The organism is Mesorhizobium sp. M1334 (assembly GCF_040317995.1).
GTDB lineage: Bacteria > Pseudomonadota > Alphaproteobacteria > Rhizobiales > Rhizobiaceae > Mesorhizobium.
Map to the genome: position 1 here is coordinate 128,924 of NZ_JAMYLM010000004.1, position 13,774 is coordinate 142,697.

The 13,774-nt window shown below is 60.3% G+C and carries 15 protein-coding genes; all 15 read right to left on the reverse strand.

The window, feature by feature from the left end:
* Nucleotides 1-185 precede the first annotated feature (185 nt).
* The 15 genes from NKH17_RS10270 to NKH17_RS10340 all read right to left on the reverse strand — a co-directional run bounded on the left by NKH17_RS10270 (nucleotide 186) and on the right by NKH17_RS10340 (nucleotide 13,402).
* On the reverse strand, nucleotides 186-617 hold the full coding sequence (locus NKH17_RS10270; RefSeq protein ID WP_352895680.1) for a DUF1810 domain-containing protein: 432 nt from the start codon (nucleotides 615-617) through the stop codon (nucleotides 186-188).
* A 42-nt stretch (nucleotides 618-659) separates the two neighbouring features.
* Nucleotides 660-941, reverse strand: coding sequence for a GNAT family N-acetyltransferase (locus NKH17_RS10275; RefSeq protein WP_352449832.1), 282 nt, complete (start codon nucleotides 939-941; stop codon nucleotides 660-662).
* A 54-nt stretch (nucleotides 942-995) separates the two neighbouring features.
* On the reverse strand, nucleotides 996-1,730 hold the full coding sequence (locus NKH17_RS10280) for a sensor histidine kinase (RefSeq protein WP_352970698.1): 735 nt from the start codon (nucleotides 1,728-1,730) through the stop codon (nucleotides 996-998).
* Nucleotides 1,731-1,859: 129 nt separating this feature from the next.
* Complete coding sequence (locus NKH17_RS10285) at nucleotides 1,860-2,297, reverse strand: CBS domain-containing protein (protein WP_352455793.1); 438 nt, start codon at nucleotides 2,295-2,297, stop codon at nucleotides 1,860-1,862.
* 137 nt (nucleotides 2,298-2,434) lie between these two features.
* The gene (locus tag NKH17_RS10290; protein ID WP_352505169.1) at nucleotides 2,435-2,956 is read right to left on the reverse strand and encodes a carboxymuconolactone decarboxylase family protein; all 522 of its coding nucleotides are present in this window, start codon (nucleotides 2,954-2,956) and stop codon (nucleotides 2,435-2,437) included.
* Nucleotides 2,957-3,229: 273 nt separating this feature from the next.
* Nucleotides 3,230-3,877 carry an HD domain-containing protein gene (locus NKH17_RS10295; protein ID WP_352895685.1) on the reverse strand — a complete coding sequence of 216 codons (648 nt, stop codon included), beginning with the start codon at nucleotides 3,875-3,877 and terminating at the stop codon, nucleotides 3,230-3,232.
* Between the two features lie 51 nt (nucleotides 3,878-3,928).
* Nucleotides 3,929-4,330, reverse strand: coding sequence for a cupin domain-containing protein (locus NKH17_RS10300; RefSeq protein ID WP_352895687.1), 402 nt, complete (start codon nucleotides 4,328-4,330; stop codon nucleotides 3,929-3,931).
* Between the two features lie 42 nt (nucleotides 4,331-4,372).
* Nucleotides 4,373-5,131: an SDR family oxidoreductase gene (locus NKH17_RS10305; protein ID WP_352895689.1), complete on the reverse strand. Its 759-nt coding sequence runs from the start codon at nucleotides 5,129-5,131 to the stop codon at nucleotides 4,373-4,375.
* A 65-nt stretch (nucleotides 5,132-5,196) separates the two neighbouring features.
* Nucleotides 5,197-5,988: an alpha/beta fold hydrolase gene (locus NKH17_RS10310; protein WP_352476717.1), complete on the reverse strand. Its 792-nt coding sequence runs from the start codon at nucleotides 5,986-5,988 to the stop codon at nucleotides 5,197-5,199.
* Between the two features lie 459 nt (nucleotides 5,989-6,447).
* Nucleotides 6,448-7,197 carry a glucose 1-dehydrogenase gene (locus NKH17_RS10315; RefSeq protein ID WP_352895691.1) on the reverse strand — a complete coding sequence of 250 codons (750 nt, stop codon included), beginning with the start codon at nucleotides 7,195-7,197 and terminating at the stop codon, nucleotides 6,448-6,450.
* A 515-nt stretch (nucleotides 7,198-7,712) separates the two neighbouring features.
* Nucleotides 7,713-8,693, reverse strand: a complete 981-nt coding sequence (locus NKH17_RS10320; RefSeq protein WP_502910592.1) for an alpha/beta fold hydrolase — start codon at nucleotides 8,691-8,693, stop codon at nucleotides 7,713-7,715.
* A gap of 570 nt (nucleotides 8,694-9,263) precedes the next feature.
* Nucleotides 9,264-9,947: a response regulator transcription factor gene (locus NKH17_RS10325; RefSeq protein ID WP_254818664.1), complete on the reverse strand. Its 684-nt coding sequence runs from the start codon at nucleotides 9,945-9,947 to the stop codon at nucleotides 9,264-9,266.
* The gene (locus tag NKH17_RS10330) at nucleotides 9,937-10,326 is read right to left on the reverse strand and encodes a response regulator (RefSeq protein ID WP_254818501.1); all 390 of its coding nucleotides are present in this window, start codon (nucleotides 10,324-10,326) and stop codon (nucleotides 9,937-9,939) included. The genes NKH17_RS10325 and NKH17_RS10330 overlap by 11 nt, the downstream gene beginning before the upstream one ends.
* Nucleotides 10,327-10,328: 2 nt before the next feature.
* Entirely contained in the window at nucleotides 10,329-10,970 is a 642-nt protein-coding gene (locus tag NKH17_RS10335; RefSeq protein ID WP_352895696.1) for a response regulator transcription factor, read from the reverse strand.
* The gene (locus NKH17_RS10340; RefSeq protein ID WP_352896015.1) at nucleotides 10,967-13,402 is read right to left on the reverse strand and encodes a sensor histidine kinase; all 2,436 of its coding nucleotides are present in this window, start codon (nucleotides 13,400-13,402) and stop codon (nucleotides 10,967-10,969) included. The genes NKH17_RS10335 and NKH17_RS10340 overlap by 4 nt, the downstream gene beginning before the upstream one ends.
* Between the last annotated feature and the right edge of the window lie 372 nt (nucleotides 13,403-13,774).

Sequence of the window (13,774 nt, forward strand, 5' to 3'; positions counted from 1 at the left end):
GACTGAAGGTAGGGCGCGTATTGCCTCCTCGAATCGCCTCATGGTCGGGCCCTTCGTCCTGTTCGACCATTTCGGCCCCGCTATATTCGACGCAGGTCACGGCTTCGATATGGCACCGCATGATAAGGCAGCGGATGGTGACCTCTGCGCCGCGACAGCTTTACGCCGCTGGCACGAGCAGACCACTACGACATCAAGTAGAGAGCGTTCATCGTTTCCTCATCGAGCAAACCGTCGAACCAGACGTCGAAGATTGTCTCGAGCAGGAACTCCTCGTTGCTTGCTTCGGAAAACAGCGTGAGGGACGCGTGCAACTTCTTCGCATCAACCTCACCGAAGACAGCGCGAGCGCTCAGGCCGGAGAGCCGTTGCATGGTGCCAACGCATTCCCGATAACGGCCTCCGAGGATCGGAAATGAGAGATAGGCGCTGGCTTCGTCGAGCGATGTGATTGCATATGGCTCAGGCGCTGCACCACTTCGCCTTGTGGCCAACCTTGGGAAGATGAACTCCATGTAGGGAGTGCACATCATCCCTCGACGTAGAATGGCCAGCGCGTCGTCGTAGACCGGATCCTGTGCGCTGACGAACCTCTGCAAATCATACTCGTCAGGCATTTGGATAGATCCTTGGGAAACCCTCAACATTCGTGCCAATGACTAGCCGCCGACGACATCTGCATAGTCCGGGTGCTTGGCGAAAAAGCGGCTCATGAAGGGACATTTCAAGATCGCTTTACGGCCGGTTTTGCGGAGCAGTTCGAAGGTCCCTTGGGCCAATTGCGACGCGATCCCCTGTCCGGAAAATTCCGACGGGACTTCGGTGTGTATCAGCGCAACCTTCCCGCCTTCGAGCCGATAATAGGCCGCCGCAAACATATCGCCGGCGATCGGCAGCTCGAAACGGTGCTGTTGGACGTTTTCGACGACTTGTGCATCCATCTTTATCTCTCGATTGTATGTCACGTTTATCACCGGAGGCAGATTGGCGGGCCGCTATCGCATCGCAGGCAACCGCAGAGTGACGGTCGTGCCTGCCCCAAGTGTGCTCTGAATATCGATGCTTCCGCCTGATTGCTCGGCAAAGTGCTTCACCATCGGCAAACCGACGCCGCCGAGGCCTTCGCTTTTGGTGGTGAAGAACGGATCGAAGGCGCAGACCATCGTCTCGCTGGTCATCCCGATACCGTTGTCCGCGACACGGATATCTACCTGACTGGCGGCGGAGTTTGCAGAGGCCAAGCCGGCATCGATCGAGATGAAACCGCCGTCAGGCATTGCATCGCGCGCGTTGAACAGAAGATTCAGAACCGCATTTTGCAATCCAAAGCGATCGCATCGCACCAAAGGCAGGTCGGACCCGACCCGAAGCTCAAGACCGATATTGGCATCCAAGGCGCTCCGTACGAGGGTTTCGATCTCAGCCAGGCAAGCACCTACGTTTGTGTATTCGATTTCAGCGTGGCTCTCTCGGGCCAGGCTGATGGTTTGCCGGACAAGGCCCCCGGCCCGCTCCAAAGCCGTTTTGGCGCCGGCAATTACAGGCCCAAGCGCCGGAGCCGCTTGGATGCTCGGATCGCGGGCCAGGTGGTTCAACGCCGACGAGGCGACCTGAATGAGATTGCCCACGTCATGGACGATGCCGGCCGTCGACATTTGCACGGACATACCACTTCCAGGGCCATCGGGCGGGCCGTCGAAGACATCTTCTTTTATCTCCGGACGAAACATTTCATTCCCCTCTGGCTAAGTCGTCACCTATTTGCTTCAATACGCTATAATTTGCGACCTTTATTTTATATTATGTCTAAGAAGACGCCGATGCATACTTCCGTATATATTCAATCGCGAGACCATGCTCTATTGGTAGCCGATCCCGCTGATGTAGTTGGCAAGCAGCCGTTCCTGCAGTTCCTCTTGTTTAAAGAGCGCCTTCATCGCATCACGGATATCTAGGACGCCTAGCGGTTTCGAGTCAGCCCCGAGCACCGGCACATTCTGCAGGCCTTGCGCGGCCATGGTCTGCCAGACTGAATGAAGATCATCATCGGGACCACAGGACACGATGGACCGGCTCATCAATGCCGCAATCGGCGCTTCTGTTGGCCCTGAATTGGCCAGATGGCGGACAAGGTCGGACTTGCTCAGCACGCCTGCCGCCTCCCCACTGCCGTGGCACACCACGACCAGGCCTATTGCGGGCCTGGAAAGTGAGAGTGCCGCACTGCGGAGTGGAGCGTCGACATCGACCACCATAAGACGGGCCGATATTACTGGATGCAGACTGTCAATGCGCATGACGCCCTCCTGAGAGCGCCTCGCGGCCGCGGCCGGGAGGCTGAGATCGGTTCCAGTGTTGGTCGCCGAGCTCGGCGACTTTGCCCGGCCGCTCAGAATGGCTCACAAACAAGCGCCATTCTGACCCATTCCAAAGATTAGCTCAGTGCTGCTTTGCTCAGGCCAAACTTCGCATCGCCCGAGCCCGGGACGGGTTTGAAGCCGATGTTCAGACGGTTCCAAGAGTTGACCGCCATGACAACGAAGGTCAGATCGGAGATTTCCTTCTCGGAAAGCTGCGACCTGACGCGATCGTAGATCTCGTCCGGGACACCCTGCTCGGGCAACTTCGTCAAGACTTCCGTCCATGCCAAGGCGGCACGCTCGCGAGGAACGAACAAGGTTGAATCCCGCCAGGCTGCCAGGTGGTAAAGGCGCAGTTCGCGCTCGCCATGAATCTTCGCCTGTTTGACGTGCATATCGAGGCAGAAGGTGCACCCGTTCATCTGCGCGGCTCGGACGGCAACAAGATCCCGGATTGGCTCTTCGATCGACCCCTCTCGCGTCGCACCAAGAAATTCAATAAATTTCTTCAGAAGTTCGGGCGACTGCTCAGCATAACTCGCGCGTTGGGCGGCGGCTTTTCCTTTCGGAGCGACCGGTGACGCTGCAATATTCATTACTTTATCTCCTTGAGGTGTTTGCAATCCATTGCCGCGTAAGGATGACCGGTGAGCCAAATTGTTGCTATCGTGCCCGATGATATGTATTGCCATTCAATAGGTCGGCGCGCCTAAACCGAAGTATAGGAAGCGGGGGAATTGACACCTGAACGCTGCCCTCGGCAATTCGCTTTGCCGCAGGCATGCGACAGGCGCACAGCGTTTTGGGTCATATGAAGGGCTCGGCTGAGCTGGCCGGCGTCGATCGAGAGACCTGGATCGAAACTGCGTTCACCCTTCGAAGGGAGCGTTCATCACAAGATCAACTGCTGAAGTCGCCTTGTAGCCTGAAACAAAGCGCTCGCCGAAGTCCCGGGCAAAGTTGTCGTAGGTGGTTTCGGGCCTGATCTCGGCGATATGGCAAAAGCATCGCGTCATCCGCCGCTTCATCCCAAGGCGCGGAAACTCACCGATGATCTTTGCAATCTCGGCTGACGAAACGAGGCTGTATTGCAAGCCGACGACATCGAGACAGATGCCGGCTGTGCAAAGCGCCACCTCAGCCTCCTTGTAGAGGCCGATCGACGGCGTCGAGTTGAGGGCGACGCTGTCCCAGATCAATTGGGCGCGCCGCTCGTCGAAGCCACCTTCCCGAACGAAGGTGCGGGCAAGATCGGCGCCTTCCACTTCGAAACGGCGCGGCCCGGCGAAGTCCTCATTGAGCGTGATGTCATGCAACAGGGTTGCAACGGCAACAACCTCCGCGTCGTGCTGGATATTCTGAATCTGTCCGATCCGGGCCGCGAAAAGCCAGGATCGGACCACGTGGTTGAACAGGTAGGGTTCACATCGCTGGCGGGCATGTTCGATCGCTCGGCCAACAAGCGGTGTATCGGGGACCAAAATCCCCGCAAGTGTGCGGCTGGCGATCGAATTCATGTCACTGACCGTCCTTTCGCATACGCCCCGATGGTCCCGGGGGCTACGATTTCATTTCGCGTTCGTCGTCAGTTCCGTCTCGCTGGTGTCGACGACGAAAACAGCAAGCAGACGAGCGCCTTCCGTCTTGCTGGCGTTTTCGCTGACGGCATGACGGTCGCCCGGGAATTCGGAGAAACTCTCGCCGGCGCGATAAGTCTTCACCGGCCCATCGTTGACCTGGCTTCGGATCGCCCCCTCCAGAACCGTGGCATAGATGAACGCGGATTTGGGATGGGTATGGGCCGGCGACGTACCCCCCGCCGCGTACTCGACGAGCACGGCCTTCATGCTCTTGCCGGGCACGTTTGGAAGGGCCTGGTCGTAGACAAGCTTCACGCTGGCGGCGTCATTGGCCATTGCTGCGGTGACGGAAGCGACGGTGAGCGCGGCGCAGAGAAGTGTTCTGATCATGTCTGGTCTCCTTGTTGTGAGAATGGCCTATCCGATGATTGCTTATTTCGGTGGCGTGTATCGGCTGAGCCAATCATCGAAACGCACGGCGCCGATGCGCGCATTCTCGCCGGGCACCAGCGTTCGGTCGTCGATTGCCACTTGGCCGTAGTAGAGCGCGCCGGGATCCGGGACGACTTTGCGCGGGTCGTTGGTGGCCTTCAGGAAGCGCTCGACAAGTTCGCTCATGCGAACACGCTCCGGGCCGGCAATTTCGATCATGCCGTTCAACGGCGCGGCAAGCGCGACGTCCGCCATCGCATCGGCAACATTATCAGCCGCCATGGGTTGGAAGTAGGCCGGCGACATATGAATGGTATCTCCGACGGCGCCCGTGTTTGCGATGGCGGCTGTGAATTCGAAGAACTGAGTGGCGTGAACGATGGTGTAGGGAATTCCGGACTCTGTGATGAGCTTTTCCTGAAGCAACTTGCCGCGGAAATAGCCCATGCCCTGCAGCCGGTCGGTACCGACGACGGACAGCGCCACGTGATGACGGACGCCGGCGGCCGTTTCGGCGGCAAAAAGATTACGCCCGGATGCCCCGAAGAACTCCAGGGCAGCCTTTTCCTCGAACGACGGCGAGTTCGCCAGGTCGACGACGACCTGCGCACCGGCAAGCGCGGACGCCAGACCCTCTCCCGTAACGGTGTTGACGCCCGAATTCGGCGACGCCGCCAGCACGTCGTGTCCTTTGTTTCGCAGCCTCTCCACGGTCTTTGAACCGATCAGCCCGGTTCCGCCGATGACGACGATCTTCATGTCTGGTCTCCTGGTGTTGCGTGTCTATTTTCGTTGCTCGATCGGATGCAGGCGCTTCCAGCCTGCTATTGACTGACCGATGCAGCAGCATCCTCGATGAGTGACGTGACCTCGTCGGGGTGCGAAACCATGAGCGCGTGGGACGCACCCTCGATGACGACGGTCTTTACCGCGTGCGCACGCTTGGCCATGAAGCTCATGACGGCTGCCGGGATGTTGCGGTCATCCGAGCCGTAGATCATGTAGGACGGCAGCGTCTTCCATGAGGCGACGCCCGAGGCTTCAGCCAGAGCCGCCTGCGCAACAGGACGTTGAGTGGCAGCCATCAGCAAAGTCTGCTCTTGCGGAACGTCGGCGGCGAACTGGGCGCGGAACTTGGCCGGCTCGATGAAGAGGTCTTGCCCGCCGTCCGGCAACGCTACCGGAGCAAGCGCGCTCCCCAAGGTGCTGCCGGGAAACATGCTGGACAACGTAAGGCTCGATTCGCCGGTATCCGGCGCGAAACCCGCCACGTAGACCATCGCCTTTACATTGGGATTGCCATTGGCGGCCTCGGTGATGACAGGCCCGCCATAGGAATGCCCCACCAGCACGACCGGCCCGGAAACCGACCGGACGATGGCTGAGACTGCTTTCGCATCGCTGGCAACGCCGCGGAGCGGATTAGCTGCGGCTATCGCTACATAACCGTCTTTGCTGAGCTTGGTGATGACTGCGTCCCAGCTCGACGATTCCGCGAAGGCGCCGTGCACTAGTACGATCGTCGGCTTGGGCTGAGAATTGGCGGCCTGCGCCATCCCGCCGCTCGACGCGGCCAGCGCTGCGGTGAGCGCCAGGGCTCGAGTTATGTTTCGCATTTGCTTTCTCCCGTGTGGCCTGTGGTGACCAATGCTCAAGAGAATGCGCCGACGCAGCCCGCCAACCTATTGTGCGGAAGGGTCTGTCATACAATGCCAAGGTGCAGGGTAGGTCACCGGGGAGATCAGGTGCCTGCAGCATAATTGAGGTGTCTATGCCGGGTGTGCATTGTCGGCGGACGCCGGAACAGACACTGAGGGCGCGCGGCCGGAGAGCTGTGTTTGCAAGACGCCGCTGCCGCCGTGGCGAGACCTGGCGAGCCGACTTCTCTTGCGCGTCGATCCCTGCAATGCGACTTGCTATTTACGTGGCTCAATTTGCGCCACGTCGACAAAACGTGTCGCCTCCGACCTATTTGGCGCGACTCGTGCGGCAGCTTCCCAAAAAAATTTTCGTGAGGAAGACCGATTGCTCAGCCGATAACCGGCAGTCTATTGGCGGGTTCTCGCAGTCATGGCTCACAGCACTGCCATCCCGCCATCCACCCGCAGATTGATACCCGTGACGAAACTGCTCGCGTCCGAGGCAAGGAACAGAGCAGCTTTTGCCAGCTCGTCCGGCTGCCCCATCCGGCCCAGGGGTATTGCCTCCGCCATCGCCTTTTCAAACAGCCCGCGCTGCTCAAACGGTATGCCTAGCTTATCGAGAATAGCCGTATCCACCGGACCTGGGCTGAGCACGTTGACCCGGATGCCGCGAGACTTCAGTTCGATCGCCCAAGCGCGCGCAAAGGCATTTATGGCCGCCTTCGAGCCCGCGTAAACAGCATGACCGTCCAGAACCTTCTCGCTGGCGAGCGAGCCTGTGAGGATGATTGCGCCGCCGTTCCGCATGATCGGAATCAGCTTCTGGACGCCGAAGAAGACGCCTCGCGTGTTAACGGCAAATTGCGCATCATATTCTGCCTCGGAGACGTCGGCCGAGTGCGTGATGGTGTTTATGCCGGCGTTCGCCATATAGATGTCGAGCGCCCCGAACCTCTGGCGGATCTGCTGCGCTACCTCGTCATGGTGCGACACGTCGGCCACATTTCCCTGAATGCCCAGCGCGCCTGGTCCGATCTGTGCGACCGCTTCCTCGACCGCCTGCCGCCGGCGGCCGGTAATGACGACTTGCGCGCCCTCGGCCGCAAAGATTTTTGCAGCCGATAGTCCGATCCCGCTGTTTCCGCCGGTGACCACCGCGATCTTGCCTGAGAGTGCGCCCATGTCGTTCCTGCCTTCGAAAAATTGTGCCGGTGCTGCTGCGATGGTCGCAACTGCTGGCCAAGAAAATTTCACGCCGAATTGAGACCGCCAAAATGAGTGGCAATCGCAAACGGCTACCGATTGATAAACTCCCGGCGATTAGCCAGTTTGACGACCTCGAGAGCGCTTTGGCCTTCAAGGCGCGGCGGCGACCCCCGACAGTGCGACGTAGTGTCAAACGCCGGCGATCGCCTCCGCGCTGCACAGGCGCAGTCGCCCAAATGGCAGCCCTGCCGCAGCATATGTTTGCCGCCTTTGCCAGCGCTCCAACTCGATGGCGCAGTGGTTCGGTTCCACAATCCGGGACATGAGCCGACAAAACCGGCATTCAGGCCACCGCTCGGCTATGCGAGCGCACAAGGTTTGACCTGGCGCGCCACCTGAAATGCTGTTCAGGGCGCGCGAAATATTGCCAAAGGTGGTCATCGGCGGCTCCAAGGAAGTGCGGACAACATGCGGTCGTGTCTGAGGGCGTACTATCCTTTGATGAAGGCGAGCAGGTCAGCATTGACCTGATCCTGGTGCGTGGCCGTGATCCCGTGGGGCGCGCCGGGGTAATAGATATCCTTTGCGCCTTTGATCAATCGGGCCGACTTGACTGCCGAGTCCTTGACGGGGACGATCTGGTCGTCCTCACCATGCAGGACCAAGGTTGGTACGTCGAACTTTTTGAGGTCCTCGGTAAAATCGGTCTCGGAGAACGCCTTGACGCTTTCGTACGCGTTGACGAGACCCGCCTGCATGCTCCAGAGCCAGAACTGATCCAGAGTCCCCCGGGAAACCTTGGCGCCCGGCCTGTTCGCGCCATAAAACAACGGTGCGAGGTCGCGGTAGTACTGCGAACGATCCTTGACGAGGCCAGCCCTTATGCCGTCGAATACCTCGATCGGCAGGCCTTCCGGATTGGCCGGCGTCTTCACCATGATCGGCGGAACAGCGGCGATAAGAACAGCCTTGGCCACCCGCTTCGTCCCGTGCCGTCCGATGTAGCGAGCAACCTCGCCTCCTCCGGTGGAATGGCCGACCAGTGTGGCGTCCCGGAGATCCAGCGCCTCGATCAGGGCTGCAAGATCGTCCGCATAGCCGTTCATGTCGTTGCCGGACGTCGCCTGGCTCGATCGGCCATGGCCGCGCCGGTCATGCGCAACGACGCGAAAGCCGTTATGGGCAAGAAACAGCATCTGGCCGTCCCAGGCGTCGGAATTCAGCGGCCAGCCGTGCGAAAATGTAACGACAGGACCCTTGCCCCAATCCTTGTAGTAGATTTCGGTGCCGTCCTTGGTCGTGATGGTGCTCATCGTCTTGGTTCCTTTGATGGAGGGGGAAGAGGGAAGGCTTCGCTTTCGGCTCGTTGCCGAAGCAGCGCGGGGCAGTCCGGCGGCTACCGCAGAGATCAGGCCTGCCAACAAGACGTCGCGGCGAGATCCGCCGACGGAGAAAAGTCCGTCTTTGTTCATCATGTCCATCCATGTGCTTTGAACATCCTGCTCACCATCACGACCGTCGAGTCGGCCTGTGCGGTCGCGTTCGGGGAGGAGCGAGCGAGGAGCGGTAGAAACGCGACGGTCGTGATGGCTTGCGAGGAACAGGATGCACCGATCCGGGCCGCGAACCTATTCTACCGAAGCATCTGTCATACGATGCCAAGGTGCAGGGCAGGCACGCCGAGGATAGGGGCGGGCCAAGGCAAGCTCTTATAGACACACGTCAATTTAGGCTCGGTAGCGGCGCGGGGACCGACGCGGCATGGCCGGCGTCAGTTGTTGTTGCATGGAATGTTGCGAGTTTGTCGGTCAGGCTGGGGCCGCCAAGGAGCGCCGCTCAATGGTAACCGATGTTGGCGCGGGCCTTGCCGCGAAACACCCAACAGGACCACCGATGTACATCAGGATCACCCGCATCAGCACGAGCGTACCGACAGCAGGAAGGCCTGGGGCGCGCAGAGGAAGCAATTTCCCGCAGCCTGAAGCAGCCGGGCGCGCCGGGCGATCCTATTGGATGGGGCACGGATCGGCTTGTGCCAAATTCTAGGCCTGGCGCATCGGCGCGGGCAGCGTTTCCCATGTCCTGATCAGCTCGCCGATGGAAGCGGCCTCCATCTTGCGCATGACATTGCCGCGATGCAGCTTGACCGTCACTTCACTGATGCCGAGGTCGAAGGCGATCTGCTTGTTGAGGCGTCCGCGCGCCACTTCTCGCAGAACCTCGCGCTCGCGCGGCGTCAGCGTCTCGACCCGCTCTACATTGCGCTTGACGATCACCGCATCCGCCCGCCGCTTGGCGTCCACCGCAATGCCCGTGATCACGGCGTCAAGCAGCGTTTGATCCCGCACCGGCTTGGTGAGAAAGTCCACGGCGCCGGCCTTCATCGCTTGGACAGTCATCGGGATGTCGCCATGCCCGGTCAGGAAGATGATGGGTTTGGGGTTGCCGTTTTTCGCAAGATGGTGCTGCAGATCGAGACCGCTCGTCCCCGGCATGCGCACGTCGAGGATCAAGCAGCCGGGACTTTCCAACACATCGGCGTCAAGCAATTCGCGGGTCGAGGTAAAGCTGACCGGCAGGAAACCCGCCGACAGGATCAATTCCGACAGCGCCTCCCGAACAGAGGCATCATCATCAACAATAATGACAAGCGGCTGCTCGGCTTCAGCCCTCCGCTGCTGTGATGACGGCGTCGATCTCCGTAATGGCAATTGGTCAACTGTCATGTTTAGGCTCCGTTTTTGGGTTGCGTAAAGCATCGCCGATCGCCGCAAGCAGGGCCTGGCCATCGAAGGGCTTGCAGAAAAGCCCGCCAATGCCCTTGGCGCGGTGCTGATCCACTATCTCGTGGCGACCGGTGATCAGGAACACAGGCAGGTCCGGACGCGCCTTCTTGACCAGGTCACGAAGTTCAAAGCCGTCCATGCCGGGCATCCCGATGTCGGTGATGAGCATGTCCAATCCAGACAGGCCGCTGACCAGCAATGCCCCCGGCGACGAGAAGCTGCGGGCCACATAGCCGGCGGACTCCAAGAGGTCCTCCAGCGACTCGAGCAGTCTTGGGTCATCGTCGACAATCGCAACGACAGGCCTCCGCTTGCTCACCCTCAGCCCCCCCCTGCCCGGCGCGAGTGCGTGATCGGTATTCCCAATCGCTCGGCGATGCGCACTAGGTCGGCGAGCGACGCCGCGATCATCTTCTGCATGACGTTCCTTCTATGAATTTCCAGCGTAACTTCGCTGATCCCTAGTTCAGCGGCGGCCTGCTTATTGAGCAGGCCGCTGACCACCAGCGGCAGCACCTCACGTTCGCGCGGCGTCAGCTCGAGATAACGTTGCTTCAACACGCCCAGCTCGGCGCGCTCCGATCGCTGTATCCGATCCTGGGCAATCGCCGCATGGATTGCGGCCATGAGGTCTGCATCGCTGAAGGGCTTGGTCAGGAAATCCACGGCACCGTGCTTGATCGCACGCACGGAGGACGGGATATCGCCATGTCCTGTCAGGAAAACGATCGGCGGATGATCGCCCTCGGCAATCTGCCGCTGCAGATCGAGGCCGTTAATATCCGGCAACTCGATATCGAGGATGAGGCAGGCAGGGACGTCCGGCTTGTCAGCGCGGATATAATCGCCCGCCGATCCGAACGCTGCGGCACGCAGGCCATGTGCGGCCAGCAGCTCACTAAGCGCCTCCCGGATGCGTTCATCGTCATCTACGATGAAGACAATTTGGCCGTCCGTCGTCATGACGCCGCTTCCATTTCAACCCGCAACGTGAAGATAAACGTCGCTCCACGTGGTTCGTTCTTCTCGACCCATAGACGCCCGCTGTGGGACTCGATGATTGAACGGCAGATCGCCAGTCCCATGCCCATCCCTTGCTCTTTCGTGGTAAAGAACGGTTCGAATATCCGGTCGGGAAACTCGACGCCCCGGCCGCTATCTCTGACTTCGGTCTGGACAACATCCCCGATATGGCGCACGCGGATGCTGATAACTCCGTCATCCGCACCAGAGTCCATCGCCTCCATGCCGTTGCGAATGAGATTGACCAGAACCTGCTGGATCTGGACGCGATCGAGCGCGACAGGCGGAATGTCGCTTCCGACATCAACGCTGATCCGAACGCCCCGCCGCATCGCTTCCTCGGTCACGAGGTCGCGAGCCTCTGCGATGACACTGCTGAGCGCCGCATTGGTCCTCGTCTTGGTGGATTGCTTGAACAGCGCGCGGATGCGGCCGACGACGTCCGCCGCCGAATTGGCGTCCCGGATAATGCGCTCGGCCGTAATCTTCGCGCGTTCGACGTTCGGCGGGACGGCGCCCAGCCAACGGTGGCATGCATGGGAATTGGCGACGATCGCGGCCAGCGGCTGATTCACCTCGTGCGCGATCGAAGCGGAAAGCTCGGCGAGACTTGCAGCCTGAGTGGCTTGCGCGAGTTTGTCGGAGGCTTGTCGCAGCGCTTCCCGCGCGCGCACCTCTTCGTCGATGTCGAGGGAAACCCCGTACCATTGCACAACCGCCCCGTCTTCATCACGCCGCGGCTCGACCCTGCACTCCGCCCAGCGATAACCATCTTTTTCGCGCCAGCGAAACCGCATCGCGGAGCCGCCGCCTGTTTCGAAACAGGTCAGCAACGTGCGCAGCACCTCGGGAGCATCTTCGGGATGAACCAGTTCTTGCAGCAATTCCTCGATGCGCGGCTCTCCGAGGGTTTCGACATTGGCGATGACGGCGCGGAAATGGTCCTGGTATCGCTTGTTGAAGTAGACCGGCCCGCCGGTCGGCACCGCGCTCCAAATGCGGACCGGCACAGCGTCGATCATCTGCTGAAGCCGCAATTCGCTCCGCCGCAGCGCCTCTTCGGCTTGCATCTGATCGTCTATGTCGTGACAGAGGCCGTACCACTGCACGATCAGGCCAGCGTGATCGCGCATCGGCTCTGCCCGGCTCGACATCCAGTGATAGAGGCCATCGGCGCGGCGCAGGCGATACCTCATGGAGAAGCGATCGCCGGTAGCAAGGCAGTGACTGAGCGTGTCGCCGAATGCTGCTGCGTCGTCCGGATGGACGGTGGCCGCTATCATCGCCGCCAGCCGGCCGATGCCCTGTTTGTCCAAATCCGTTACGTCAAGGCCGAGAAAGTCGACCATTCGCTTGTTGAAAAAGGTCGGCTCGCCGTCCGGCGTCAGGCGCCAAACGTGGCTCGGAACCATGTCGACAAGCTGCGAGAGCTCCCGCTCGCGGTCGCGCAATGCCTCCAGGCTTTCGCGCAAAGTGAGCACCGCCGCCTGATGCTGCCTGGAAATGGCGGCCACGACGAGCGCCGAAAATGCAGAGATGCCCAGAAAAAGCTGCAGCATGATCTGGTTGTGCTTCTGGGACTCGGGATCGCCGGCAAATTGGCTGGCGCCGGATATCGTGAATACCGCCGTGATCAGAGCGAGAACGGTCAGTGCTACGGCGGCGCCTCGGAACTCAAAGCGCACCGCGGCCCAGAGAAGAGGCGGCATGATGATGTAGGCGAAGGGTAGATAGCCGCTCAAGGAAAGGGCGGCGATCCCGAGAAAGATCAGCCCAAGGACGCAAGCTTCCATCCACCGCGCTGCCGAGAGCTGCCCCTTGCCGCGCCAGTTCTGGAACACGACCAGCGCCAGTGGCGCTACGATCAGGACTCCCGTCGCGTCTCCGATCCACCACAGCGGCCAAGCCGTCGCAAAGCTTTGCGATTGTATGCCAAACCACGCAAGCGCCGCACTTCCGACCGTCGCGCTTGCAACCGGCGCAACTCCAGCGGCCAGTACGACGAATGCGAGGACGTCCCGCAACGTTTCCAGCCGAACTGGGCGCTTGCAGGTCTGGTTCACAAGCCATGCGCCGGTCACCGCTTCAAGAGCGTTGCCGGCAAAGATCAGGAAGGCCGCGGGCAGCGGAGTGTGGAACCACAAGAAGTTGCTGAACAGTTCTGCCACACAGGCCCCCAGCACCCACCACGGCCAGCTATACCTGGAGGCGAAGACAAGCGTAGCGATGAAAAGCCCGCTCGGAGGCCAAATGGAAATCCCTGTTCCAGGTATAATTGCGAGCGACTGGGCGAAGCCGCAGCCCAGGACATAGGCCGTAATAAAAAGCCCCAGATGCAAGAATTGAGGACGGTGCGACCAGACGCGCGACAACCTGCCTCTTTCAAGATCGCTGATCATGTTGCCGCGAATCAGGCCCGGTTCATTCGTCGCGAAAGGTCGGCCACTTCCCGGTTCGGATCGGTCCAAGTCATGCGTTAACGCGAGCGTTGCGTTGGAATCGGTCTCGCCAAGTGAGTTGGGCGCTATCGTCATCGGGTGCCCCTGACGGACAAACAAAATCTGGAGATTGTCGGCGCTTCGTGTAGCACTTGTTCTTGATAGCTGGACTGGGCTGACGGACTCACCTCGCCACCCTAATCCCGCCACGCCCCAACCGCACCTCATGGAAATCCATGCATTGTACGGGGCGGCGGCGCCCCTCACCGAGAACCGAAAAAAAACCAAGCGCTTACTGAGCACCGC

Bases quoted from the DNA above. Each gene is read 5' to 3' on its own strand.
- NKH17_RS10280 (WP_352970698.1), bottom strand. From the start codon at position 1,730: ATGTTTCGTCCGGAGATAAAAGAAGATGTCTTCGACGGCCCGCCCGAT.
- NKH17_RS10290 (WP_352505169.1), bottom strand. From the start codon at position 2,956: ATGAATATTGCAGCGTCACCGGTCGCTCCGAAAGGAAAAGCCGCCGCC.
- NKH17_RS10335 (WP_352895696.1), bottom strand. From the start codon at position 10,970: ATGACGACGGACGGCCAAATTGTCTTCATCGTAGATGACGATGAACGC.
- NKH17_RS10325 (WP_254818664.1), bottom strand. From the start codon at position 9,947: ATGACAGTTGACCAATTGCCATTACGGAGATCGACGCCGTCATCACAG.
- NKH17_RS10300 (WP_352895687.1), bottom strand. From the start codon at position 4,330: ATGATCAGAACACTTCTCTGCGCCGCGCTCACCGTCGCTTCCGTCACC.
- NKH17_RS10305 (WP_352895689.1), bottom strand. From the start codon at position 5,131: ATGAAGATCGTCGTCATCGGCGGAACCGGGCTGATCGGTTCAAAGACC.
- NKH17_RS10315 (WP_352895691.1), bottom strand. From the start codon at position 7,197: ATGGGCGCACTCTCAGGCAAGATCGCGGTGGTCACCGGCGGAAACAGC.
- NKH17_RS10310 (WP_352476717.1), bottom strand. From the start codon at position 5,988: ATGCGAAACATAACTCGAGCCCTGGCGCTCACCGCAGCGCTGGCCGCG.
- NKH17_RS10275 (WP_352449832.1), bottom strand. From the start codon at position 941: ATGGATGCACAAGTCGTCGAAAACGTCCAACAGCACCGTTTCGAGCTG.
- NKH17_RS10285 (WP_352455793.1), bottom strand. From the start codon at position 2,297: ATGCGCATTGACAGTCTGCATCCAGTAATATCGGCCCGTCTTATGGTG.
- NKH17_RS10320 (WP_502910592.1), bottom strand. From the start codon at position 8,693: ATGAACAAAGACGGACTTTTCTCCGTCGGCGGATCTCGCCGCGACGTC.
- NKH17_RS10270 (WP_352895680.1), bottom strand. From the start codon at position 617: ATGCCTGACGAGTATGATTTGCAGAGGTTCGTCAGCGCACAGGATCCG.
- NKH17_RS10295 (WP_352895685.1), bottom strand. From the start codon at position 3,877: ATGAATTCGATCGCCAGCCGCACACTTGCGGGGATTTTGGTCCCCGAT.